The following is a 25269-nucleotide window of genomic DNA, read 5'->3' on the forward strand; positions in this document are numbered from 1 at the left end:
CCGCATCGCTCTGGCCCGAGAGCGCGGCACAGAGACAAAAGATCGCCGAATGCGGCGTTTTCGGTCCATTTAATCCTGCGAGATTGGCCTCAGCGCCTTAGGTACGTCCAGACAAGCCGAAACAATGGGAGAGGGCATTGCGAGGATGTATCCCCCCTTTCAAGCCTCCGGACCCATTAAGGTTTTCCTGGACTTCTCTAAACTCCGACGCCATATTCCGCGCAAATTCACCGACCCCTGGCTACAGCGATGAAACAGTTTTGGATTCAATTCTTTACCTGGTGGAACGGGACGACCCTCGGGACCCGGTTCCACACGTGGCGCTTTGGCCAGTTCGTGGGAGAGGATGAATTCGGCAACAAGTACTACCGCTATACCCAGCCGCAGCCGATCGACTCGAATGTGGGCGCGGAACGCCGGTGGGTCGTCTATAACGGTGATGCTGATGCGTCTCGCGTGCCTCCCGGCTGGCGCGCTTGGCTGTGCCATAATGGCGATATCGCTCCGAGCGAAGAAACCTATACGCCGCGCGAATGGGAAAAGCCGTTTGTTCCGAACATGACCGGTACCGCGATGGCCTATCGTCCGCGCGGCTCGATGCTGTCGACCGGCAAGCGTCCATCCGCCACAGGTGACTATGTTCCCTGGACACCTGGAGAGTAGGGAGCGGAGTGCTTCCGCACGAACATGCTGAACAGCAAGAGCCCCAAAGCCTGTGTCGAATGTGGCCTGCCGTTCGGGCATCCCGATTTTGCCTATCATGCCGGACAGGTGCAGAAGGGGCCAGCCTACTGGTCCGATCAGGGAATCCTGTGCTCCCACGCCTGTTCAACAGCCCACTTCGTTCGGCGCGAGGCGCAGGGCAAGCCCATGACCGAACCGGCACCGAATCCCTTCCGAAAGCGCTCGATCTTCGATTGAGGCCTCTCTCAGCCTTTGACGGGCGGGTGGAAAAAGGACTGGCGTCGCAAGGGCGCATCCTTGAACAGGCCGAAGGCCTGGATCACGTGCCCTTGCGGCACTTCTAGATCGCGGGCAACGCCTGTTCCCTTTAGAACGCCGCCCCGTGAATCTGGGTCTGGATCACGATAGGTGCCCCCATCGCCAAGACGGCAGTTCTGGCAGCGGATCGGGCCGAGAATCTGGCTACCCCCTCCTATCTGGTTCGATGATGTGAGAGATCCGCCTCCAAGCAGGCGGGCGCCAGCTCCGATTTCTATGGCTTCGCCATTTCCGGCCTTCATCGTGAAGCCGCCTTCTTCACCGACTTCCACGTTCGGTCCGATGGTGATGAGGCCGCCGTAGGCGACAATCCTTGTCCCTGGGAAAAGGGACGTGCCTGCCCCGACCAGAAGATCTCCTCGCCCCAGACGCTGCAAGACCACGCCCGGCCAGAGAACGATGCCTTCTTTCAGGACGATCCCAGGAGAGATCAGGACCGTTTCCGGCGCAGGAATGATGATCCCGCCATCTGCCAGAGCGATGGTTTCAGTCACACTGAGAAAGCCCAGGTTTCGGCGGGCGGCGTCACTGCCGGTAAGGGAGATGTTCATGTTCATTTGGGGTCGTGGGACGAGATGAACTGAATTATGCGCGGTTGGGGGCAATCTTCCTAGCCTTGCCCTTTTTCCAACACCGTTGCCGTGTTAACGCGTGACAACGACGCGAGGGGTGGCCGTGCGGCCGCCCGACAAAGGGCGTGGGCGCATACGATGAATTTCGGTTGGATGCGGGCAGCTCTGCTGCCTGCGATGGTAATGGGCGGCATGAATGCTGCCCATGCGGACAGAATCAAGAACCCGACAGGGGTCTTCTCCGGGCTCGACAAGATTACGGGCCGGATCGTGTCCTTCGAGGTCGGAATCGGAGAAACGGTTCAGTTCGGATCGCTCCAGATGAAGGCCGACGTCTGCTTCACGAAGCCGCCAACGGAAAACCCCAACACCACGTCCTTCGTCGAAGTCAGCGAGACGGGGACGGACGGTAAACCGCATCGCGTGTTCTCAGGCTGGATGTTTGCGGGAAGTCCCGGTCTTCATGGCGTCGAGCACCCGGTCTACGACATCTGGCTTGTCGACTGCAAAGGCGGCACGGAAGTGATCCCTGAGCCGAAGGACGTGGCCGAGGAGCCGCCGCCCCTCGAGCCGGATCCACGACGTCCGACCGAGGCTTCACGCCAGGGCGACATCATGACGTCGCCGCTTGCCCCGGCTCAGGCTGCGCCCCCACCACCTCCCGTGGAGGCCGCGCCTCTGCCACGCCAGCAGCCTGTTCGTCGTGCGCCGGTAGCTCCGCCGATGCTCGGCAACGATCGCTCGAACGACCGCTAGAGGCGTCCCGTCAGGGCTTGTCCGGTTCGCCCAGCGCTGCCAGGACATCGGCTCCGCGGACAGGAATGCCCGTAGGCCAGGCATTCCATTCGGCATCCAGCTCCATGGCCGTGCGAAGCATCTGCTTGTAGCTGCGCCTTGGTACCTCGACAGCGCCGAACTGGGCGAGGTGCGGTGTCACGAACTGGGTGTCGAGCAGGGTAAAGCCACCGCGCTTGAGGCGTGCCACCAGATGCGCAAGCGCGACCTTCGATGCGTCGCGCTCGATATGGAACATGCTCTCGCCGAAGAAGGCGCTGCGGAGGCGTACGCCGTAGAGCCCGCCAACGAGGCGGCCGGCATCGTAGACCTCGACCGTATGGCAATAGCCGGCATCGAAGAGCTCACCATAGAGATCGCGGATCCGGCGGCTGATCCAGGTCTTTTCCCGGTCCATGGCCGGCGCGGCGCAGCCGGTGATGACGGCATCGAAGTCCTGGTCGATCCGAACCTCGAACCGGTCCGACCGAATGGTGCGTGCCAGGCGCTTTGAGATGTGGAAGCCATCGAGAGGGATGATCCCCCGCTCACGCGGCTCGACCCAGAACAGGGAAGGATCGTCCGCGTCCTCCGCCATGGGAAAGATCCCTGCGGCATAGGCCCTGAGGAGGATCTCGGGGGTGATCTCAAGAGCGCGATCCGAAGCCCTGCTCATTCATCAGACCTGGTGAGATGGATCTCTTTCAAGATAGGGCGGCTGCCTGTGATTGTCATGACTGAACGAGCAAAACCGGCGTGATCTGGGGAAGATACGCCTCTATTACCATGCTGTGAGGCTGGAGGAGCAGAAACGAAAAATCCAGCTGAGCCTTACGCTCGGCTGGATCATCGTGGGAGTCGGTACGAACGACACGGTCCATAGGATCGGTAACTCGATCACCGCGGAGCTTTATGCCGTCTCCGCGCTTTCCAGCCCGCCAGTCTTCAAAAAGTTCTCCAACCAATGGATGTCATATTGGCCGTTCTGGATGTCCGGGTTGCGGACGAGGGTCCGGAACAGGGGCAGGGTCGTGTCGATGCCGTCGACCACGAACTCGTCCAGGGCGCGGCGCAGGCGCATGAGGCACTCGTTACGCGTCCGGCCGTGCACGATCAGCTTGCCGACGAGGGAGTCGTAATGCGGCGGGATGCGGTAGCCCTGATAGGCCGCCGAATCCACCCGCACGCCGAGGCCGCCGGGAGGATGGAAGTAGCTGATCGTCCCTGGCGAGGGGCGGAAGGTTGCGTGGTGTTCTGCGTTCACGCGGCATTCGATGGCATGGCCTTCGATCTTGACGTCTTCCTGTCTCACCGACAAAGGCGCCCCAGCCGCGACGCGGATCTGCTCGTTTACGAGATCGATGCCGGTGATCATCTCGGTGACGGGATGCTCCACCTGGATACGAGTGTTCATTTCGATGAAGTAGAACTCGCCGTCTTCGTAGAGGAATTCGATAGTGCCGGCGCCAGCATATTGCAGCTCCTGCATGGCCTTCGCGACCACGCCGCCGATCCGGTCGCGCATCTCGACGTTGAGGGCCGGCGAGGGGCCTTCTTCCCAGACCTTCTGGTGGCGGCGCTGCAGCGAGCAGTCGCGCTCGCCGAGATGGATGGCGTTGCCCTTGCCGTCACCAAGAACCTGGATCTCGATATGACGCGGCTTCTCAAGGTACTTTTCGATGTAGACGGCGTCATCGCCGAAGGCGGCCTTGGCCTCGGTTTTGGCGGTCTGGAGTGCATGGACAAGGTCGTCTTCGTTGCGGGCGACCTTCATGCCGCGACCGCCGCCGCCGGCTGCGGCCTTGATGATGACCGGATACCCGATGTCCTTGGCGACCCGCTTGGCCTCGGTCTCATCGTTGATGCCGCCCTCGGAACCGGGGACACAGGGAATGCCGAGACGCTTGGCAGTGCGCTTGGCTTCGATCTTATCCCCCATCGTGCGGATATGCTCCGCCTTGGGGCCGATGAACGCGATGCGGTGATGCTCCAGCACTTCCGCGAAGCGTGCGTTCTCGGAAAGAAAGCCGTAGCCGGGATGGATGGCATCGGCGCCGGTGATCTCGCAGGCGGCGATCAGAGCCGGAATGTTCAGATAGCTGTCACGGGCTGCCGGCGGACCGATACAGACGCTCTCGTCGGCCAGGCGTACATGCATGGCATCGGCATCGGCCGTCGAATGCACGGCCACGGTGGCGATCCCGAGCTCCTTCGCCGCGCGCAAGATGCGCAGAGCGATCTCGCCGCGATTCGCGATGAGGATCTTATCGAACATCGCCATTACTCGATCACGAGCAGCGGTTCACCGTACTCGACCGGCGTTCCGTCCTCGACGAGAATTGCCGTTACGGTGCCGGCGCGCGGAGCAGTGATTTCATTGAACGTCTTCATGGCCTCGACGAGCAGGACCTTGTCGCCAGCCTGCACCTTCGAGCCGATCTCGACGAAGGGCTTGGCGTCGGGCGAGGGGCGTCGATAGGCCGTGCCGACCATCGGCGACAGAACAGCGCCTGGGTGACCCGTCAGGGACTTGGCGCTCGGGGCTGTTTCCGAAACGACCGGGGGAGGGGCAACGACAGCGGCCGGGGCTGCTGCGAAGGCCGGAGCCGCGACCGGCACGCTGATGGCTGCGCTCACTGTCCGCGCCACGCGGATGCGGAGGTCGCCCTTCTCCACTTCGATCTCGGTCAGATCCGTGTCGGCGATCAGGGAGGCCAGCTCACGCACGAGATCTGGATCGAAAGGGTTGTCCTTGGACATGGGGCTCACCTCTTATTCTTGAGGACTTCAATGGGTTGATGACTTGGCTTCCTGAGTCCGCTCGACCATGACGCGGTGGATGGCCTCCAGACCGAGCACGTAGCTCATCGGGCCGAAACCGCAGATCACGCCCAGGCAAACCGGAGCGATCAGCGAGCGATGCCGGAAGCTATCGCGGGCATGAACGTTGGAAAGATGGATCTCGATCGTCGGAGCGCCACTGCCGGAGATGGCATCCCTCAAGGCGATCGAGGTGTGGGTATAGGCTCCGGCGTTGATGACGATCCCGGCACCCTGTGCTCCCGCCTCCTGAATCCAGTCGACGAGATGGCCTTCGTGGTTCGACTGACGGAAGGTGACAGAGGCGCCCAGGCTCTTCGCCTTCTCGCGGGCGAGCTGTTCGATATCGGCCAAGGTCAGTCGGCCGTATATCTCTGGTTCCCGGCGTCCGAGCAGGTTGAGGTTCGGTCCGTTGAGGACGTGGATGTTGATCATCGCGCGTGGAGCGTTCCAGAAAGCTCCGGGAGATGGAGCCGAAACGCCCTCTTAGCCAAAAGGTGGAGCCGGGGAAAGGGGAAAACCAATCCTTTCCAAAGCTTAGCTTTACGGTTTGGCCGCTGGAGCCGCTTCGATGGCTCCGGCGACCGAGGAGGTTAGGAGGCTCTTGACGTCAGCAGCTGGCCTTGCCGCATTGACGGACGTTGGCGACGACTTGCTTCAAAGGCTCAAGGCCGACAGCGCCGGGGACGACCACATCTCCGATGATGAAGGCGGGTGTGCCGGTCAGGCCGAGCTTGTCACCGAGGCCGGCATTCTCCTCGAGAGCGGCTCGGACGTCGTTGCCTGTCATGTCTTTCTGCAGTCGTGCCATATCGAGACCCATGTCCTTTGCGACGGCGAGGGCGCGTTCTCCGTTTACGCGACCGCGGGTGCCCAAGACCTTGATGTGGTAGTCGAACAGCTTGTCACCCTGCAGCTGGTTCTTGACGGCGAGGCCGACGCGGCTGGCCTCAACCGAGTCCGGCCCAAGGACCGGGAAGTCCTTCAGCACTACCCGAAGCTTCGGATCGCTCTTGACGAGGGTCTGGAGGTCGCCAAGGGCCTGTTTGCAATAGCCGCAATTGTAATCGAAGAATTCGACCAGCGTGACGTCGCCGGAAGGATTGCCGACCACGAGAGAGTGGGGCGCATTGAGCAGGGGTTGGCGGGTTTCCTTAAGGGCACTGGCCTGGGCCACGCGCTGATTTTCCGCCTGCCGTTTCTCCAACTCTGCGATCACCTCATGCAGAACCTCTGGATTCTTGAGGAGGTAGTCCCGGACGATCTCTCCGATCGCCTGGCGCTGCTGGTCGGAAAACTCGGCCTTCTGGGCCAGGGCCGGCGAGCCGAAGGCGATGGCTGCGAGGACGAGTGCAGCCTGGCAGGACCTGAAAAGGGAAAAGCGCATATGTCGTCCTTTGCGGAGCTTGGCTGGTGCCCGAATATCATAAGGTAGGGGCGCCGGTAGATTGTTGAGGTCCCTCGGCGGGAAATCGAGGCTATTGAGCCATTCTATTGTGGCGAGAGTTACGGCTTTGCCACCGGAGCGTCAATTCACGCCTTCGTTGACGCGAAGCGTCTTGAGGCCGGACATGGGAGGCGATAGGACCCGGCCATGACAAAAACCCTGCCAGAACTTCCTCAGCCGCTGATCGCCCGTCGCATGGAGCGCGTGGCGTCATTCCTCGCCATGGACGTCCTCAGTGCCGCTGCCGCAAAGGAGAGGCGAGGGGACAGTGTCGTCCACATGGAGGTCGGCCAGCCCTCCGCACCTGCTCCGCGGCCCGCCCGCGAGGCTGCCAAGGCGGCTCTGGAACACGGTCGGATCGGCTACACCGAAGCGCTCGGCATGGCGGCTCTACGGGAGCGCATCGCGCGCCATTATCGCGACACCTATGGCGTTACCCTGTCGCCTGAGCGGGTCGTCGTCACCACCGGATCCTCGGCAGGTTTCGTGCTTGCTTTCCTGAGCCTCTTCGATCCTGGACAACGGGTTGCCATCACCGCGCCGGGTTATCCCGCCTACCGTAACATTCTCGAAGCACTCGACCTGCAACCGGAGGTCCTTCCGCTCACCAAGGCGGATGGCTGGATCATGACGGCGCAGGCGATCGAGAAGGCCCACGCGGAAAAGCCGCTTCACGGCATCTTGGCCATGAGCCCGGCCAACCCCTCCGGCACCATGATCGGGCGCGATGCTCTGCGGCAACTCGGCGAGACCTGCGGCCGGCTCGGGCTCTGGTTCGTTTCCGATGAGATCTATCACGGGCTCACCTACAACGAACCAGCGACGACGGCACTCGCCAGCGATGACGACGCAGTCGTGATCAACTCGTTCTCGAAGTATTACTGCATGACCGGCTGGCGTATCGGCTGGATTGTCGTGCCGCAGCGACTTGTCCGGCCGATCGAAAGGTTGGCGCAGAACCTCTACATTTCGCCGCCCTATCTGTCTCAGGTTGCGGCTCTGGCCGCCTTCGATGCCATCGACGAGCTGGAGGCGGTGAAAGCGAACTACGCCCGTAACCGCGCCATGCTGCTGGAAGAGCTCCCGCGGCTTGGCATCACCGAGATGCACCCTGTAGACGGCGCATTCTACATCTATGCCGACATCGCACGTTTCACGAATGACTCTATCGGCTTTTCCAAGCGCATGCTGGAAGAAGCAGGTGTTGCCGCAACGCCTGGCCTCGATTTCGATCCGATCGAAGGCGCACATTACCTGCGCCTGTCATTCGCGGGCTCGGAAGCGGATTGTCGCGAGGCCATTCAACGCCTGAGGCCGTGGATGGCTCGCTCCACTTAATCATCGCTTCTTCAATGATGGGCTCGGTAACTGAGCCTCTTACGTATAAAAAATCCCCGGTTTTGCCGGGGATTTTTCGTTTCTCAGTGGCCGCTCAGGACCGATTTCGCCTTCGACCACCAGCCGGCGCGCTTCGGGCGATCCGGATCGGGTGGCGTCAGAACAACCGCAACTGGCTCCGGTTCGGGCTCGGCAGCGACCGGGGCGGAAGTTGCTGGAGCCTCTTCAGCCACCGTTGCCGGGGCAGGGGTCTCAGGTGCGGCTTCCGCTGATGGCTCCTCCGCTTTCACTGGACCATCATCCGGCCTTCCAATCGCTTCGGCGAGAGCCGCTTCCACGGCCTCGACGCTCGGTCCGACGAAGCCTTCCTCGACTGCGAACTCGACCGCCGCTTCCTCGCGGCTGCGGCCACGACCGCCACGACGGCCCCGGCGCCGGCGCCGGCCACCGCGCTCCTCTCCATGCTCCTCGACTGTTTCAGCCCCTTCATGGACGGGCTCGCCGGCCTCGGATACGCCCTCGCCTTCGCCCTCTTCGTCTTCCTCGGCCTCAGTTCCAGAGGCGGATTCAGTTTCCATGTCGCCATCGGCATGCTGTTCGGCGCGAACGCCATCCCGATCGCGTCCGCGACGACGACGGCGCCGCCGGCGACGGCGACCATTGGCGTCGCCGTCCTCGGACCGCTCCTCGGTCGCATGAGCCTCATCGCCTTCTTCCTCGGAGGAGATTTCCTCCTCGATCTCTTCCTCGACTTCGTCGACGGGCATGATCGCGTCGATCTGGATGCCGGTGGCGGCAGATTTTTGCTCGATCCTCAGGGCCGGTTCGCCGCGCTCAATGGCGTAGGTGGTGGTGCCCATCAAGCTTTCATCCGCCACCACGGTGACGGAGACACCGAAGCGGCTCTCCAGCTCACGCAAGTGAATGCGCTTCTGGTTGAGAATGTAAAAGGCGGCTTCCATCCGGGTACGGACGATCAGGTTGAAGCCAGCGTTCTTGATCAGCGTTTCCTCGATCGAGCGCAGGACGTGCAAGGCAACGGACGGTGTCGAGCGGACGAAACCGGTGCCGGCGCAGTGCGGGCATGGGACCGAAGAGGATTCCAGCACACCGGTGCGAATGCGCTGGCGCGACATTTCGAGAAGGCCGAAGGGCGAGATGCGGCCGACTTGAATACGGGCTCGGTCGTTCTTCAGGCACTCGTTGAGCTTCTTTTCGACAGCGCGGTTGTTGCGCTTCTCCTCCATGTCGATGAAGTCGATCACCACAAGGCCCGCGAGATCGCGAAGGCGAAGCTGCCGGGCGATTTCCTCCGCGGCCTCGAGATTGGTGCGTAGCGCCGTATCCTCGATGTTGTGTTCACGGGTCGAGCGGCCCGAGTTCACATCGATGGAGACCAGAGCTTCCGTCGGGTTGATGACGAGATAGCCACCCGACTTCAACGTAACGTGGTTGGAGAACATGGCATCGAGCTGGGCCTCGACGCCATGTTTGGCGAAGAGCGGCTGCGGTTCTCGATAGGGCTTAACGATCTTGGCATGGCTCGGCATGAGCATGCGCATGAAGTCTTTCGCCTCGCGATAGCCGTCATCGCCCGACACCAGGATATCGTCGATATCCTTATTGTAGAGGTCGCGGATCGCGCGCTTGATGAGCGAGCCTTCTTCGTAGACGAGAGCTGGCGCGGACGAGGTCAAGGTCAGCTCGCGCACGCTCTCCCAGAGGCGCATGAGATATTCGTAATCACGCTTGATCTCGGGCTTCGTCCGGGAGGCGCCAGCCGTCCGCAGAATGATGCCCATTCCTTCCGGCACCGCCAGATCCTGAGCGATTTCCTTGAGGCGCTTGCGGTCGGCCGCGTTCGTGATCTTGCGGGAAATTCCGCCGCCACGTCCCGTATTGGGCATGAGGACCGAATAACGGCCAGCGAGCGACAGATAGGTCGTGAGAGCGGCGCCCTTGTTGCCCCGCTCCTCCTTTACGACCTGAACGAGCAGGATCTGCCGGCGCTTGATGACTTCCTGGATCTTGTACTGCTTGCGCGGTGTGCGGGGACGCTGGGGGACGTCCTCCAGGGCATCGCCGCCGCCGAGCTGTTCGACCGTATCCTCGTGGTCGTCCTCGTCGTCGTGATGCTCCTCGGCATCGTGCTCGACCTCGCCGTGCTCCTCGTCGGATGCGGCGACCTCTGTCTCGTCGGCATCTTCCGAGGTGCCTTCGCCATCCTCGGCGGCTCGTGGCTCCCCAACGGCCTCGCCCTCAAGGGTGTGAGCGTTGACCGTCTCGACCTCTCCGGGCTCGCTGGATACTTCCGTACCTTCAGCGGTGCTTTCGTCGTTGGCCTCAGGCTCTGAAGAGGAAACGGCCTCATCGGACCGGGCACGCTTTGCGGATGAGCGGCGACGGTTGCGGCGACGCTCCTCTTCCATTTCCTCTTCGCGTTGCGCTTCGGCTTCCGCTTCGAGGAGGGCGATCCGGTCCGCAACCGGGATCTGATAATAATCGGGATGGATTTCGCTGAAAGCGAGGAAACCGTGGCGGTTTCCACCGTATTCGACGAAGGCTGCCTGAAGGGAGGGTTCTACCCTCGTGACCTTCGCGAGGTAGATATTGCCTCGCAGCTGCTTCCGGTTAGCGGATTCGAAGTCGAATTCCTCGACCTTTTGACCACGTACCACCACGACCCGGGTTTCTTCCGGGTGGGAGGCATCGATGAGCATCTTGTTTGCCATGTTGAACTCTCGACATGGCGACCGTGGGCAGAGCCTGAGGCATGAGCCGCGCTGAAGGCGGGTGACCGCGCCGCCTGTAAGAACGGCGGGCTGAAATTGCGTTCGGATTGCGTTCGGTCGCCATCGTGCGCCTCAAAGGGGCGCATTCTGGGTTAAACCGGGCCGACGCCATGCCAGAGTGATTAGAGCATGGGGCGCGAAACCTTTCGCGCGCATCAAACGGTGCTGAGACGAGAGTCAGGATTGACTTCGCTTGCGCAACCATTCAACGACGGCCCTTTCGAAATCGATGAGCCAGAATAGCCTGGCCACCGGCATATAAGGCGAAAATCATCGCCATCTGAGCCTGTCCGCGAGCCTGTCGAGGATGACGGGGCCGGTGGACCGGTCAACACAACCGTCTCCACGGGCTCGCCGTCAGAATCGGCCATGCCGGACGGGATCATCATCATTACAGATTGAACTATGCGTTTGGCAAGGTGTTGAGACACTGTGCCATCCCTGCAACAGGTCCGCAACAATGCTGCCGGGTTGGTGAGCCTTCATTAACGAAGTCGCGACTATGGAGTACGAGGGGCGCACGAACTCAGCCGGCGGACGCAATGCTCTTGACGCGCTTCACAAGCCTTATTGGCCTTATTGTTCTGGTCACGCTGGCGTCGACCGGATACGGCCAAGCTTGGGCGGCTGGTGCGCCGGCCCCGACCGGCTCTGGTGTGGTCGCCGCCGATGTCGCGGTAGAGACAGAGGCCGCTCGGACCCGGTTCAAGATCACCCTGTCTCGTGAGGTTCAGGTTCAGACCCATGTCATGGAGCGGCCGGATCGCCTGATCGTCGATCTTCCGGAGGTCTCTTTTCACTTGCCGGCCGACACGGGCCGCAAGGCTACAGGACTAATCTCTTCCTACCGCTACGGTCTATTCGCGCCGGGACGCTCCCGCGTCGTCATGGACTTGGCCCAACCGGCGATCGTTTCCGCTGTCCGGACCGAGCCGGGCGCATTCAGCGGGGCCGTCGTTCTGGTTATCGAGTTGGCGAAGGCGGACCGGGAGGATTTTCGCAAGGCAGCGGCCCTCAACGCAGTAGGCGCGACAAGCGCAGCCGCTGAGAGTGCCATTGCTAAAGCTCCAGCGGACAACCGTCCCGTGATCGTGATCGATCCTGGCCATGGGGGGATCGATCCAGGCGCCAATGCTCTAACCGGCGCCGTCGAGAAGGATATTGTTCTGTCCTTTGCGCAGACGCTGAAGAAAAAGCTTGAGACGCGGGGGCATTATCGGGTGGTGCTGACCCGTGACACCGACGTTTTCATCGCCCTCGGAGATCGGGTGAGGGCGGCCAGGGCCGCCCGTGCGGACCTGTTCATCTCGATCCACGCGGATTCCATCTCGGGTGGGCAGGAAGTTCGCGGACTGACGGTCTATACCGGGTCGGAACGCGCATCGGACGCCGACTCTGCACAATTGGCCGATCGCGAAAACAAGGCCGATGCTGTGGCCGGCGTCGAGGCGGGCGATGGCCCGGACGACGTGAACGATATTCTGCAGGATCTCACCCTTCGAGAAACGAGAGGGTTTTCCCATCGCTTTGCCGGTGGTCTGGTCGGCGAGCTCGAGTCGATCGCTCGACTCAACAAGAATCCCCGCCGCGAGGCTGGTTTCCGCGTTCTGCGGGCTTACGACGTGCCGTCCGTTCTTTTAGAGCTTGGCTACCTGTCGAGCCGCCAGGACCTGGATTTGCTGATGTCGGAGGACTGGCGCGGCAAGGCTGTTTCGGCCATGACCGTGGCGATTGACCGCTTCTTCGCTCCGCGGCTCGCCCGCCAGGGTGCTGCCGCAGTTTTACCATAGAAACGGTGTGGATACCGATGGCGGGAGCGTGATTCCTCGGGTAACAGGACAGTGAGGCATGAAAGGCTTTGCTGTCCAGGCGGGGCAGCGTTGCAGATCAGGTGAATGGGGGCGCCGCAGGCGCCGGGAACGGAATTCTTTCGGATGCGCTTCGTCCTACGATTTTTCGGATTTCTTTTCAGTGTCGGAGCGATCTTCTTCCTGATCGGCGCCGTCGGCCTCGTCTACGGCTACTGGACCTTCTCCAAGGACCTGCCGGACCATGCTCAACTCGCCAACTACGAGCCGCCGGTGATGACGCGTGTCCACGCGGCTGACGGCAGCTTGATTGCCGAGTATGCGCGCGAGCGACGCCTCTATGTCCCGATTCAGGCTGTTCCGAAGCTCGTCATCGCCGGCTTCCTGTCCGCAGAGGACAAGAATTTCTACAAACATGCCGGCATCGATCCAGAGGGCGTGGTCCGCGCGATTCTCGCCAACCTCCGGTCCGGCGGCAAGCGTGAGCAGGGCGCCTCGACGATCACCCAGCAGGTGGCGAAGAACTTTCTGCTGACCAACGAGCGGACCTATGAACGCAAGATCCGTGAAGCGTTGCTGGCACTGAAGATCGAAACCACCTTCTCCAAGGACAAGATCCTCGAACTTTATCTCAACGAGATCTATCTCGGCCTGGGCAACTACGGGATCGCTGCGGCAGCGCTCAATTATTTCGGCAAGTCGGTGCATGAACTGAGCATTGCCGAGGTGGCTTATCTCGCTGCGCTTCCGAAGGCGCCGAACAATTACCACCCGTTCCGCCAGCGCCAGGCGGCGCTGGACCGGCGCAACTGGGTGATCGACCGTATGGTGGAGAACGGCTACGTCACCCGCGAGGCGGCCGACGCGGCAAAGAAGGAACCTCTCAACGTCAATCCGCGCGTCATATCTCCGAACAGCATCGCATCGGGCTATTTTGCCGAGGGCGTTCGTCGCGACATCGCCGAGCGCTACGGAGAGGAGAAGCTCTATGAGGGCGGCCTCCTCATCCGTGCGACGCTCGATCCGCAGATGCAGGCCATGGCGCGCAAGTCTCTGGTGGACGGCCTCGTCCGCTTCGACCAGGCGCGCGGCTGGCGCGGTGCACAGCAGAAGATCGATCTTGCCGGTCGCGAATGGGGGCTTGCTCTCGCCGAAGTCCCGTCCCTGGGAGACGTCCAGCCGTGGCGTATGGCGGTCGTGCTGGAGGTTTCCGGCGGTCGGGCCCGCATCGGCCTTCAGCCGAAGAAGGATGCTGCGGGCCGCGTGGTGCAGGATCGTGAGACGGGCGTCATCACCGCCGAAGGCGTGAAGTGGACCCGCCGCAACGTCGACAAGGCTCTCTCTACGGGCGACGTCGTCTATGTCGAGCCGGTCGATGGCAAAGACGAATATAGGCTGCGCCAGATCCCGGAGATTTCCGGCGCGATCGTAGCGATGGACCCTTACACGGGACGCGTGCTCGCCATGGTCGGCGGATTCTCGTTCGACCAGAGCGAGTTCAACCGCGCCAACCAGGCGATGCGCCAGCCGGGCTCGTCATTCAAGCCAATCGTCTACGCCACGGCTCTCGACAAGGGATATACGCCGTCGAGCCAGATTCTGGATGCTCCTTTCGTTCTCGATATGGGACCCGGACAGGCTGCTTGGGCACCGTCCAACTATGACGGCAAGTCATCAGGTTTGCGGACCCTGCGATATGGCATCGAGCACTCGAAGAACCTCATGACCGTCCGCCTGGCGAACGAGGTCGGGATGCCGTCCATCGCGGAGTATGCACGCCGCTTCGGCGTCTATGACGACATGCTGCCGCTGCTCTCCATGTCACTCGGCGCGGGCGAAACGACCGTCATGCGCATGACGGCGGCTTATTCTATGTTCGTGAACGGCGGACGGCGGATCAAGCCAACTCTCATCGACCGCATCCAGGATCGGACGGGCCGGACGATCTATCGCCATGACGATCGCAAATGTGAGAATTGTGATTCTGCTTCATGGGATGGCAACGGGCCGCCCAAGCTGACGGACACCCGCGAGCAGGTTCTGGATCCCCTGACGGCTTACCAGATGACTTCGATCCTCGAGGGTGTCGTTCAGCGCGGAACCGCCCAGTCGGTCAAGGCGGTCGGCAAGCCTCTCGCAGGTAAGACCGGCACCACCAATGATGCCAAAGACGTCTGGTTCGTCGGGTTCTCGCCTGATCTCGCAGTCGGAGTATTCGTCGGATACGACAAGCCCCAGTCCCTCGGGAGTGCGGTGACAGCCGCCCAATACGCTGCTCCGGTCTTCCGCGACTTCATGCAGATGGCGCTCAAGGACAAGCCGGCTACGCCGTTCCGCGTGCCCGCCGGGATCAAGCTGATCCGCGTCAATGCCTCGACTGGTACCAGAGCTGGCGCTGGCGAGAGCGGAGGCGTCATCGTCGAGGCTTTCAAGCCTGGGACCGGACCGCCCGAATCCTACGTGCCACCCGAGTCCGAGGTGCCTCAGGCGGAGATCTCGCCAGAGGCCCAGCGGGCGGTCGGGGTCGGGATCGGCGGATTGTACTGATCTCTCTATTCCTACATCAAGCGAACCCTTCCGGTGTAAACCTGCCCTAGAGCGGATGCCTGAGGGGTTCCTTTACACAAGGCGGCGGTGCCCTTAAGACACCGCCAGCAATCCTTGGCACGAAGCTTAAGTGAGACAATGCGCGCCGAAATCGAGCATCTCGTAGAAGAGACAAAGCAGTCAGTCGGGCTGCTGAGGAGGCATCTTTGACTGGGACAATGCCCAGCGACGCCTCGCGGAACTGAACGCCAACGCCGAAGATCCCAATTTCTGGAACGACGCTGAAGCCGCGCAGAAGATCATGCGCGAGCGTACGAGCCTCGAGGATCAGATCACGGCCATCAAGCGTCTCGAGCAGGAGCTTGAGGACGCAATCACACTCATCGAACTCGGTGATGCCGAAGGCGACGAGGCAACGGTCACGGAAGGTGAGGGGACGATCCGCGCCCTGCAGACAGAGGCCGCTCGCCGTCAGGTCGAGACGCTTTTGTCGGGCGAGGCCGACGAGAACGACACTTATCTCGAGGTGCATTCCGGCGCCGGCGGCACGGAAAGCCAGGACTGGGCCAACATGCTTCAGCGCATGTATGCTCGTTGGGCCGAGCGCCGGAAGTACAAAGTCGAGCTTCTTGAAGTGACCGACGGCGAAGAGGCCGGCATCAAGAGCGCGACCCTCCTGATCAAGGGACACAATGCCTACGGCTGGCTCAAGACCGAGTCGGGCGTGCATCGTCTTGTCCGCATCTCGCCCTACGATTCCAACGCTCGGCGCCACACGAGCTTCGCGTCGGTGTGGGTCTATCCGGTGGTCGACGATCGCATCAATATCGAGGTCAAGGAGTCTGATTGCCGGATCGATACGTTCCGGTCATCCGGCGCCGGCGGTCAGCACGTGAACACCACCGACTCGGCCGTCCGCATCACACATATTCCGAGCGGCATCGTCGTGGCCTGCCAGCAGGAGCGTTCTCAGCATAAGAACCGGGCCACCGCGTGGAACATGCTTCGCGCTCGCCTCTACGAAGCTGAGCTCAAGAAGCGTGAGGAAAAGGCCAATGCCGAGGCCGCGGCCAAGACCGATATTGGCTGGGGTCATCAGATCCGCTCCTATGTGCTGCAGCCCTACCAGATGGTGAAGGACCTGCGCACCGGCATGCAATCGACGAGCCCTCAGGAGGTCCTCGACGGCGAGCTTGACCCCTTCATGGAGGCCTCGCTGGCCCAGCGTGTTTATGGCGGCGAAGCCGAGGTCGAGGATATCGACTGATTTCCCATGGCCTGACCGGTTGCAGTAGCGCGACCTGTCAGGCCGTCTGAGAACGGCTTTAGAGAGCCTGGGCGGCTTTCAAGACTTCCTCGACGTGTCCATCCACCTTCACCTTCGGCCAAATTCTTGCAATCTTGCCGTTCCGGTCGATGAGGATCGTCGTCCGTTCCACACCCATGTACTTGCGCCCGTACATGCTCTTTTCCACCCAGACTCCATAAGCTTCGAGCATGGACTTCTCCTCATCTGAGGCGAGAGTGAAGTCCAGGCCATATTTGGCACGAAACTTGTCATGGCTCTTGAGGCTATCGGGCGAGATGCCGATGATTTCCGTATCAGCTGCGGCAAAATCCTTTCGCAATGCCTGAAAGTTCTGAGCCTCGAGCGTGCAGCCGCTGGTATCGTCCTTCGGGTAGAAATAGAGGACGACCTTACGTCCCTTCAGCCCGTCAAGACTGATCTGCCGACCGTCGGTCCCAGGAAGGGAGAAAGAGGGGGCCCCGGTTCCCGTCATGATCGTCATCGCTCGCCTTCCTTTCGTCCGAATGTGGTGGTTGGACACGCCCGCACGATTGGTCGCAAGAGATGGTCGCGACAGGCGCGCAAGAGGGTTAAGGTCCCATTTGATTCCTGCATCCCGATCAGACTTCAAGACCCAGGCCATCCGACACCAAAAGTATGAAGCCATTTCTTCGCAAAAGGTCGCCTCGGCAGAAGCCGGCGAAGCGCAGCGCCGTTCGGCGGGTGCTCCGTGGCGCTCTTTATCTGAAGCTTGGCCTCGTCGTTTTCGCATGCATTGCGTTCGGCATTCTTTACATGCGCCTGTCGGCCGGGCCTCTGAATTTCGGCCGGCTGCCGGAGAGAGTCGCTGAGGCGCTGGCAGCGCGAATCGGGCCTGGCTGGACTGTGACGTTGCGAAATACGGCGATCGGCCTGCATAGCGGCTCTCCGGTGCTCATGACCAATGGCCTCGACATCCGAGCACCCGACGGAGCCTTGGTGCTGCGGGCTCCTACGGCTCTGGTGAGCGTCGATGGCGTGTCCTTGCTCACGGGAAATCTCCAGCCCAAATCGATCGAGCTGCGCGATCTTCAGATGCGCGTTCTCGTCAATCGTGATGGGTCGCTGACCTTCAGCTCAGTTCCAACAGGAGAGGCCGGCGATGGTGCGACTTCGCCTCTAGCGGGGAGCAGCCCATCGCACGAGGCTGCCGCCGCTGCAATGGCTCATGCATCGGCCGGCGGATCTGCCGTTTCGGGCGTCGTCGGATCGTTGTTCGATCTCATCGTCGGGCCTCAGAGTATTCTGAGTTCACTCGACAAAGCCCAGGTCACGAATGCCAAGCTCATGTTCATCGATGCCGATGGACGTCAGCGGGGCACGTTCGACCGTTTCGATGCAACATTTGACTGGTCCGAGTCCGGAGGACGACGTTTTGCCGCCACTGTCGAGGGCCCGAAGGGCAGCTGGCAGCTCAGCGGCGATGCCAGCATCGAGGGAAAGGGAGCCTACCGCGCCGTCGTCGCGGCGGACGAGGCACCGATCCAGGATATTCTCCTGCTCGCGGGCATGTCGGCTCTGCCTGCGACGACGGATCTCGATTTCTCGGGGCGCGTCGATGTTGCCTATGCCGATGGCCGTGTCACGGAACTCAAGGCTCGCCTCGACGGCAATGCCGGCATTATCCAGGTGGACGATAAGGACACTTCGCCCCTGACAATTGAGCATGCAACCATCGAAGCCGGATGGGATGAAAAGGCACACGCCCTTAATCTGCCCAATCTGGAGCTTGTCGGAGGAGGCAACCAAGTGCGCCTGCAGGGGCGCCTGCTCACGGCCGTCAACGTGGAAGGGTGGCATCTGTCGCTCTCTGGCCGCGATTTGATCCTTTCTGGTGCCGCTGAAGGCGATCAACCGGTCAGGGTAGGGGCGCTGGCGGCAGAACTCTCGGGGCCGGATGGCGTATCCCTCAAAAGCATCAAGCTGAGTGGCCCAGACCTATCGGCCGAAATCAGCGGCCTTCTGGGCGCTTCGGCGGATCCCCATGGTCTTCGGTTGGATGTCCGCGCCTCGAAGACGGCCGTGAGGAGCGCGATGCGGATCTGGCCGGAGGCGGTAGCGCCGCCGGTGCGTAAATTTCTCAAGGCGAACCTTAAAGGCGGACTTCTCGAAGCCTTCGCTCTCAATGTAGCGATGACGGGGGACGATATTGTCAAGGCGGTGTCGGGCGGGCCGATTCCCGATAATTCGGTGACGATCGACTTCTCCATCGCGAACGGCACTCTCAAGGCGGCGGAAGGGCTGCCCCCTGTTGCAGGGATGAACGTCACCGGGCAAGTCTCCGGCAGGCGGGTGATGCTGCAGGCTCCGGTGGGGCGGATCGACTTGCCGGGTGATCGCAGCCTCAGTGCTTCGGAGGGAACCTTCAAACTCGACAACTACTGGGACGACGACGCGCTGGCGAAGATTGATTTTCGTCTGATCGGCAGTGCGGATGGACTCGGCGCACTCTTGCAGACGCCGCTCGTGCACGAAATCGCTGGCTTCGATGTCGATCCGGCAACCATGAAGGGCAAGACCGACCTGCGTGTCGGCATTGGCCTTGCCGTGAACAGGGTGCCTGCAATTGCGGATTTGCCGCTGAGAGTGGCTGGGACGGTCAGTGACTTCAGCATCGACAAGATCTTCGGCAAGGACCGGCTCGACAGTGCGAACCTGACGATCGCCTACGATCGTGGCAACCTCGCCATCAAGGGAGATGGAAAGATGGGTGGCAGCCCTGCCGCCATCGATGTCCACAAAACTCCTGATGGCGGTGAGGCGAATGTGGCCTTCAGCCTGGACGAGGCGGGGCGTGCACGGCGCGGTCTGTCGTTCGGCTCCCAGTTGACCGGAACGCTCGCACTGAAGGCAAGCATGCCGCTCGGGACTGCTGCCAAGCAGGGGATCCGGGTCGAGGCGGATCTGACGAAGGCAGGCGTGGACCAGCTGATCCCCGGTTGGGTCAAGGCGGCAGGGCGGCCCGGCAAATTGTCCTTTGTCATGATGGACGGCGCCGCCACGGAGATCCGTGATCTTCAGCTCGACGCCGGAGTGGTCCAGATCCACGGCAGTGCTGTGCTGTCGGGAGACGGTGGGCTTGATAAGGCTGATCTATCCACCTTCAAGCTCTCTCCCGGCGACGACATGCGCGCTCAGATCGATCGGGTGAACGGGGCCTACAAGGTCGTCGTGCGCGGCAATGTCGGCGATGCACGACCGTTCTCGAAGGCGATGGCATCTTCGCCCCCATCCAATGGACGCGGGAGCCCAGCGCAACGTGATGCCAAGGATTTTGATCTCGATGTCGTGCTCAACATTCTCGCCGGCTACAACAGCGAGGCGATCACCAATGCATCGCTGAAAGTATCGGTGCGCAAAGACAATATCCGGCTGCTCGATATGAAGGGGCGGCTTGGGGCAACCGACATTGTGGCAAAGACCGTCAACCAGGGCGCAATGGGGCCGACGATCGTACTCCAGGCACAGGACGCCGGTTCGCTCCTGCGGTTCCTCGACATCTACAAGCGCATGACCGGCGGCGACCTTGTGCTCCAGATGGCTGCCGGCGACGGGCCGCAGACCGGAACGCTGACCTTGCGCGATTTCGCCCTGAAGAACGAACCTGCCTTGAGGCGCATCATCCCGACACAGACCCAGATGGTGACAGGTCGGGATCAGGCGGGGAACCCGCAAGCGGTTCGGATGGATGTCAATGAAGTCGTCTTCACCAAGGCACGGGTCGATTTCACGCGAACGGGCGGCAGACTGGATTTCAAGGATGCGGCGATCTTCGGCAATCAGGTCGGCTTCACGCTCGGCGGCTACATCGACAATGCGCGTGAACGCATGGACATTTCCGGTACCTTCGTTCCAGCTTACGGCCTCAACAACGCCTTCGCTCAGGTGCCGCTGTTCGGGCCGTTGCTCGGCGGAAGCCAATATGAGGGGCTGTTCGCCGTCAATTTCCGCGTGTCCGGCCCGAGCGACTCGCCGACGCTGACGGTTAATCCGCTCTCCGCAGTCGCGCCTGGCTTCCTGCGCAAGCTCTTCGGGGCAGGCGGAGGAGGGGAGGCGCAAGCGGGCGACCTGCCTGCCACGCCGGAGCGATAGGCGCTCCCCCAAGAATGTCCGCACTGCCTGTCGCGGCGCCCTTGTCTGGCAGATGAGGTTAATCATTCAACCAATCGGTTGACTATCTCAAGGCATGCGCTTATATTCAACCACATGGTTGAATTAGAAACACCTCAGCTGGATTCAGTCTTTCACGCCCTCGGCGATGCTACGCGCCGTCGGATGCTTCGCGAGCTTGCCAGGGGCGAGCGGACGGTCAGCGAGCTTGCCGAACCGTTCGCGATCTCGCTTGCGGCGGCCTCGAAGCACATCAAGGCGTTGGAGCATGCAGGACTGATCCATCGCGAAATCCGCGGTCGCACCCATCTGTGCCGCCTTGCCCCTGGGCCGCTCGCCAGTGCGCATCAGTGGCTGAGTTTCTACGAAGGCTTCTGGACCGACCGTCTGGATGTCCTCGAACGGCTCCTCCGCGAAGAGGATGTCCGCAATCCCCCCGCCCCCAAAGGAGACGACCAATGACCGATCTCGCGACCCTGGACGCCTATGGCGTATTAACGGAGCCGACCACCCTGACGATCCAGAGGCTTCTGCCGGGACCGATCGAACGCATCTGGGCCTATCTCACGGAAAGCAATCTGCGCCGCCGCTGGCTGGCCGCCGGTGAGATGGAGCTGAAGGAAGGCGCGACCTTCGAGTTCGTCTGGCGCAACGACGAACTGTCCTGCCCGACGAGCCCGCGACCGGCTGGCTTTCCCGAGGAACACCGGATGCAGAGTCGGATCACCGAGCTCGATCCACCCCACAGACTCACCATCACCTGGGGGAGCACCGGCGGGGTATCCTTCGAGCTGGAACCACGGGATGGCGAGGTGCTGCTCACCATCATTCATCGCCGCGTGCCCGACCGCTCGACTCTGCTCAACGTCAGCGCTGGCTGGCATATGCATCTCGACCTGCTCGCTGCGCTTGCAGAAGGCAGGGAGCCGGCACCGTTCTGGGAGGGCTGGAGCCGCCTGAAGGCGGAATACGACAGCCGGATCCCGGTCTAACACTTCTGTTGCAAGATTCCGCCCGGGTCGAGCCGGGCGGAACATGTGTGCCAATCACACGCGCCTTAGACAGCGCGTAGAAGCACGTGCTTCTTCTTGCCGAATGAGAGCTTGATGACTCCTTCGACCGTCATGTCGGACAGGCCGAGGGTGCCGTTCTCATCGGTGACGGTCTGATCGTTCACCTTCAATCCACCGCTCTTGATTTGCCGCCGTGCCTCGCTCGTCGAGGGAACGAGCTTTGCGTAATTGGGGCCGAAGGCTGCCAGAACGCCGAGGCCGTCTTTCAATGCAGACGAAGGGATCTCGATCGTCGGAAGGCTCTCGGCGAGAGCGCCTTGCTCGAATGTCTTCAGGGCCGTTTCGGCGGCGCGCTCCGCTGCCTCGCGGCCATGGATGAGGGCTGTCGCCTCCGTGGCGAGCACTTTCTTGGCCTCATTGATCTCGGCCCCCTGGAGCGATGCGAGCTTGGCGATCTCGGTCAAAGGGAGCGTCGTGAACAGCTTCAGGAAGCGGCCCACATCCGCATCCTCGGTGTTGCGCCAGAACTGCCAGTAATCATAGGCGCTGAGCATGTCCGCGTTGAGCCAGACCGCGCCGGAGGCCGTCTTCCCCATCTTGGCGCCGGACGCTGTCGTGAGGAGCGGGCAGGTGATCGCAAAGAGCTGCGCCGTGCCGAGCCGTCGGCCGAGATCGATCCCGTTGACGATGTTGCCCCATTGATCTGAGCCGCCCATCTGCAGAACGCAGCCATAGCGCTTGTGCAATTCCACGAAATCGTAGGCCTGGAGGATCATGTAGTTGAATTCCAGGAAGGACAGCTCGTGTTCGCGGTCCAGGCGCAGCTTCACGCTGTCGAAGGACAGCATGCGGTTGACCGAAAAATGGCGGCCGATATCGCGCAGGAAGTCAATGTAATTGAGCTTGGTGAGCCATTCGGCATTGTCGACCATGATCGCGTCATGCCGCGAGTCGCCGAAATGGATCAGGCGGGAGAAGACGCCTCTCAGGCTCTCCTTGTTCTGCTCGATCTGCTCCGGCGTGAGCAGTTTTCGGCTCTCGTCCTTGCCGGATGGATCGCCGACACGGGTGGTGCCGCCGCCCATGAGAGTGATCGGCTTGCCGGCCCCCGTCTTCTGGAGCCAGTGCAGCATCATGATCGACAGAAGGTGGCCCACATGAAGCGACGGGCCTGTGCAGTCATAGCCCACATAAGTCGTAAGGCGACCCTCTAGCGCGGCCGCATCGACGCCCTCGAAGTCGGAGGTCTGGTGAATATACCCCCGCTCCGTCAGGACTCTTAGAAACTCGGATTTCGGGGCGCTCATCGCATGATCTCGTTTTTAGGCAACCATATCAGGCGATGCCTGTAGCAGGTTCATGCACTTATTTCATCCTCTTCATCTGCAATGCCAGGTAGCAACTTCCGGCAGGGTTTCGACGACAAGGAAGCTTGACAGGAAAGGTTTAGAGGCAAACTATGTTACTATATATCGTAAACGATAGGGGGAAGATGTGTGCTATCTCTGTTTGTCGGGTGAGAGCGTTTCCTCTTGGTCCAGCTTCGATCATGACGCATCAGGCATGGGCATGAATGGCTCAGCGCCGGCGGAATGGTCGGTAGGGCAGAGCTATTCCGAAGGGACAACGTTTCAGCAGTACGATTTCTATGCTCAAATGGCGGCGGGTTCGCCGTTTAGCGATGCTTGGAATTGGGTCTCTTCGGAGGCCAAGAATGTTTACAGCAGCGTCTATAGCCTGGTGACCGGAAATGTTTCTGCGGTGCCGCTCGGCTATTTCACGACCTTGGCGCAGACGGCGCCCAATATCATGCCGGGCGTCCGTTTCTCGGTTCCATCCGGGCTTGATCATGATGTCCTTGCCCTCCTATCGGGGTCTCAATGGACGAGCGGGACCATTACCTACAGTCTCCCGGATTCGCGGTGGGACTACGAGGTGCTCAATCCGAGTGCCAACGGGTATCGTTCGTTGAACTTCAATGCCCAGCAGGCCGTCCGCTATGCGCTCGAGGGGTATAGCCCCTATGCGGGTGGACCCACCAAGATGAGCCTGAGTTCGGTCGAGGGACTCACCAATCTCTCGCTCGTTTATTCGGGCACCGATTCCGGAACATTGCAGATCTCCGGCTTCACGCCCGGAGCGGTCATCAATAGGAGCCACAGCTATTATCCGGGTGTTCCCGTCTATCACGGCGATGTCTGGCTGGAAAAGACATCTGCCGATGCTCCCGGATCCGCCAGTTACATGATCGTGCTTCACGAACTCGGTCATTCGCTCGGTCTCAAACATCCGCATGATTACGGCGGTACGTTGCCCACTATGAGCAGCGCGCACGATTCTCCTGAATATACGGTGATGTCGTATGGGGATATGATCGATTATCCGCAGACATACATGCAGTACGATATTGCTGCTCTTCAGGAACTCTATGGGGCCGATTTTACGACCAATAGCGGCAATACGGTCTATAAGTGGTCGACGTCGGGCGAAACTTTCGTCAATGGAGTCGGCCAGGGCGTGACTGCCGGGAACAAGATCTTCCTGACGATCTGGGACGGCGGCGGAACCGACACATACGACCTCTCCAACTATTCCAGCAATGCCGAGATCGATCTTGCTCCTGGTGGCTTCGTGCGCTTTTCGCCGAACCAGCTCGCGCTCAAATCGGCGAACATCAACGTCAACGGCAATGTCTACAATGCCTTCCAATATCACGGAGATCCGCGTTCCCTGATCGAGAACGCCATCGGAGGCAATGGCCACGACATCATCAAGGGTAACGCCGCAAACAATGTGCTGACGGGCAACGGTGGAAACGACACCCTGACAGGCTATGCAGGTAACGACACGCTCAACGGTGGTGACGGCAACGACTCGCTGCTCGGGGGTGGCGGCAACGACTGGATCGACGGCGGGGACGGCAGCGACATCATCTATGGCGGCGCCGGTGCGGACCATCTCGACGGTGGCGCGGGCCGCAACACCTTGAGCTATTTCGATGCGCAGGGCGGCGTGACCGTCAAGCTGTGGGCCAACAGCGCCGCCGGCGACATTGCGCAAGGTGACGTCATTTCCCACTTCCAGGACGTCAGCGGCGGCACCGGCGGCGACTGGCTCGAGGGCGACAACAATGACAACGTGCTCGATGGCTGCGGTGGCGGCGACCTGTTGCTCGGCTTTGGCGGCAACGACCTGCTGCTCGGCCGCGAAGGCAACGACACGCTGATCGCCGATTGGGGCACCGATATCCTCGAAGGCGGATCAGGCAACGATCTGTTTGCGATCTGGGCAACGATCGACCATGCGATCATCAACGACTTCGCGCATGGGCAGGATCACATTCAGCTCGCGACCAACCTGTTCGCCGACTTTGCCGCCATCAAAGCGGCGGCGGTGCAGCACGGCGCCGATGTGGTGATCACCGGTGCGCATCTCGACATCACCTTGAAGAACGTCCAGCTCGCGACGTTGACCGCTTCCGACTTCCAGTTCGTGTAAGCGGTATATCCGTCTCCGGAAAAGGCGACACTGAGATGAACGAAGGCGCGGCCGGAGGGCCGCGCTTTTTGTTGTGCCGGAACAGAATCGATCAGGCTGAGATGGCATCGTCGCATAGGCTGTTTGCAGACGCGCAAAGCGCTCAGTTGGACCAACACGGCAAATATCAGCGGTTGGCGATCGGGGGCACAACGCTTGCGGTGAGCTGCCGTTTGGCGATC

20 protein-coding genes are annotated in these 25269 nt (G+C 61.3%); 11 read left to right on the top strand and 9 right to left on the bottom strand.

What is annotated here, in order from left to right:
• Positions 1-249 precede the first annotated feature (249 nt).
• A complete protein-coding gene (locus K9B37_RS01175; protein WP_224310963.1) occupies positions 250-663 on the top strand; it encodes an NADH:ubiquinone oxidoreductase subunit NDUFA12 in 414 nt (137 codons plus the stop codon).
• 24 nt (positions 664-687) lie between these two features.
• Positions 688-921 carry a hypothetical protein gene (locus K9B37_RS01180; RefSeq protein ID WP_224310964.1) on the top strand — a complete coding sequence of 78 codons (234 nt, stop codon included), beginning with the start codon at positions 688-690 and terminating at the stop codon, positions 919-921.
• An 8-nt stretch (positions 922-929) separates the two neighbouring features.
• Here K9B37_RS01180 and K9B37_RS01185 read toward each other — a convergent pair whose 3' ends face one another.
• Positions 930-1553, bottom strand: coding sequence for a hypothetical protein (locus K9B37_RS01185; RefSeq protein ID WP_224310965.1), 624 nt, complete (start codon positions 1551-1553; stop codon positions 930-932).
• A 159-nt stretch (positions 1554-1712) separates the two neighbouring features.
• On the opposite strand from K9B37_RS01185, the gene K9B37_RS01190 reads away from it, so the two are divergent.
• Positions 1713-2330 carry a DUF2155 domain-containing protein gene (locus K9B37_RS01190; RefSeq protein ID WP_439651654.1) on the top strand — a complete coding sequence of 206 codons (618 nt, stop codon included), beginning with the start codon at positions 1713-1715 and terminating at the stop codon, positions 2328-2330.
• 10 nt (positions 2331-2340) lie between these two features.
• Here K9B37_RS01190 and aat read toward each other — a convergent pair whose 3' ends face one another.
• The 5 genes from aat to K9B37_RS01215 all read right to left on the bottom strand — a co-directional run bounded on the left by aat (position 2341) and on the right by K9B37_RS01215 (position 6555).
• On the bottom strand, positions 2341-3024 hold the full coding sequence (gene aat, locus K9B37_RS01195) for a leucyl/phenylalanyl-tRNA--protein transferase (RefSeq protein WP_224310966.1): 684 nt from the start codon (positions 3022-3024) through the stop codon (positions 2341-2343).
• Between the two features lie 234 nt (positions 3025-3258).
• Positions 3259-4623: an acetyl-CoA carboxylase biotin carboxylase subunit gene (gene accC, locus K9B37_RS01200; RefSeq protein WP_224310967.1), complete on the bottom strand. Its 1365-nt coding sequence runs from the start codon at positions 4621-4623 to the stop codon at positions 3259-3261.
• Positions 4624-4628: 5 nt separating this feature from the next.
• Positions 4629-5108: an acetyl-CoA carboxylase biotin carboxyl carrier protein gene (gene accB, locus K9B37_RS01205; RefSeq protein WP_224310968.1), complete on the bottom strand. Its 480-nt coding sequence runs from the start codon at positions 5106-5108 to the stop codon at positions 4629-4631.
• Between the two features lie 27 nt (positions 5109-5135).
• On the bottom strand, positions 5136-5603 hold the full coding sequence (gene aroQ, locus K9B37_RS01210; RefSeq protein ID WP_224310969.1) for a type II 3-dehydroquinate dehydratase: 468 nt from the start codon (positions 5601-5603) through the stop codon (positions 5136-5138).
• Positions 5604-5778: 175 nt separating this feature from the next.
• A complete protein-coding gene (locus K9B37_RS01215; protein ID WP_224310970.1) occupies positions 5779-6555 on the bottom strand; it encodes a DsbA family protein in 777 nt (258 codons plus the stop codon).
• 207 nt (positions 6556-6762) lie between these two features.
• On the opposite strand from K9B37_RS01215, the gene K9B37_RS01220 reads away from it, so the two are divergent.
• Positions 6763-7953 (top strand): pyridoxal phosphate-dependent aminotransferase, encoded by a 1191-nt coding sequence (locus K9B37_RS01220; RefSeq protein WP_224310971.1) that lies wholly within the window; start codon positions 6763-6765, stop codon positions 7951-7953.
• 83 nt (positions 7954-8036) lie between these two features.
• On the opposite strand, the gene K9B37_RS01225 is transcribed toward K9B37_RS01220, so the two are convergent.
• Positions 8037-10685: an Rne/Rng family ribonuclease gene (locus K9B37_RS01225; protein ID WP_224310972.1), complete on the bottom strand. Its 2649-nt coding sequence runs from the start codon at positions 10683-10685 to the stop codon at positions 8037-8039.
• A gap of 602 nt (positions 10686-11287) precedes the next feature.
• On the opposite strand from K9B37_RS01225, the gene K9B37_RS01230 reads away from it, so the two are divergent.
• From K9B37_RS01230 to prfB, 3 genes are all read left to right on the top strand, one after another.
• Complete coding sequence (locus K9B37_RS01230) at positions 11288-12535, top strand: N-acetylmuramoyl-L-alanine amidase (RefSeq protein ID WP_439651655.1); 1248 nt, start codon at positions 11288-11290, stop codon at positions 12533-12535.
• Between the two features lie 144 nt (positions 12536-12679).
• Entirely contained in the window at positions 12680-15100 is a 2421-nt protein-coding gene (locus K9B37_RS01235) for a penicillin-binding protein 1A (RefSeq protein WP_224311188.1), read from the top strand.
• A 138-nt stretch (positions 15101-15238) separates the two neighbouring features.
• Positions 15239-16367 (top strand): peptide chain release factor 2 gene (gene prfB / locus K9B37_RS01240; protein ID WP_224310974.1). Its coding sequence is split into 2 segments (ribosomal slippage): positions 15239-15307 and positions 15309-16367, totalling 1128 coding nucleotides; the frame shifts between segments, so codons are not numbered across the junction.
• Between the two features lie 58 nt (positions 16368-16425).
• On the opposite strand, the gene K9B37_RS01245 is transcribed toward prfB, so the two are convergent.
• On the bottom strand, positions 16426-16890 hold the full coding sequence (locus K9B37_RS01245) for a peroxiredoxin (RefSeq protein WP_224310975.1): 465 nt from the start codon (positions 16888-16890) through the stop codon (positions 16426-16428).
• 155 nt (positions 16891-17045) lie between these two features.
• Between K9B37_RS01245 and K9B37_RS01250 the strand changes: the two genes are divergently transcribed.
• The 3 genes from K9B37_RS01250 (at position 17046) to K9B37_RS01260 (ending at position 21529) form a co-directional block, all read left to right on the top strand.
• Positions 17046-20519 carry a DUF3971 domain-containing protein gene (locus K9B37_RS01250; RefSeq protein WP_224310976.1) on the top strand — a complete coding sequence of 1158 codons (3474 nt, stop codon included), beginning with the start codon at positions 17046-17048 and terminating at the stop codon, positions 20517-20519.
• A 114-nt stretch (positions 20520-20633) separates the two neighbouring features.
• On the top strand, positions 20634-20999 hold the full coding sequence (locus tag K9B37_RS01255; RefSeq protein ID WP_224310977.1) for an ArsR/SmtB family transcription factor: 366 nt from the start codon (positions 20634-20636) through the stop codon (positions 20997-20999).
• A complete protein-coding gene (locus K9B37_RS01260; RefSeq protein ID WP_224310978.1) occupies positions 20996-21529 on the top strand; it encodes an SRPBCC family protein in 534 nt (177 codons plus the stop codon). Before K9B37_RS01255 ends, K9B37_RS01260 begins: the two co-directional genes overlap by 4 nt.
• A 65-nt stretch (positions 21530-21594) precedes the next feature.
• On the opposite strand, the gene tyrS is transcribed toward K9B37_RS01260, so the two are convergent.
• Positions 21595-22857, bottom strand: a complete 1263-nt coding sequence (tyrS, locus tag K9B37_RS01265; RefSeq protein WP_224310979.1) for a tyrosine--tRNA ligase — start codon at positions 22855-22857, stop codon at positions 21595-21597.
• 262 nt (positions 22858-23119) lie between these two features.
• Here tyrS and K9B37_RS01270 point away from each other — a divergent pair, with 262 nt between their 5' ends.
• Positions 23120-25048 carry a M10 family metallopeptidase C-terminal domain-containing protein gene (locus K9B37_RS01270; RefSeq protein WP_224310980.1) on the top strand — a complete coding sequence of 643 codons (1929 nt, stop codon included), beginning with the start codon at positions 23120-23122 and terminating at the stop codon, positions 25046-25048.
• Positions 25049-25269: the final 221 nt, after the last annotated feature.

Origin of the sequence: Microvirga puerhi (assembly GCF_020089865.1) — a bacterium.
Lineage (GTDB): Bacteria > Pseudomonadota > Alphaproteobacteria > Rhizobiales > Beijerinckiaceae > Microvirga > Microvirga puerhi.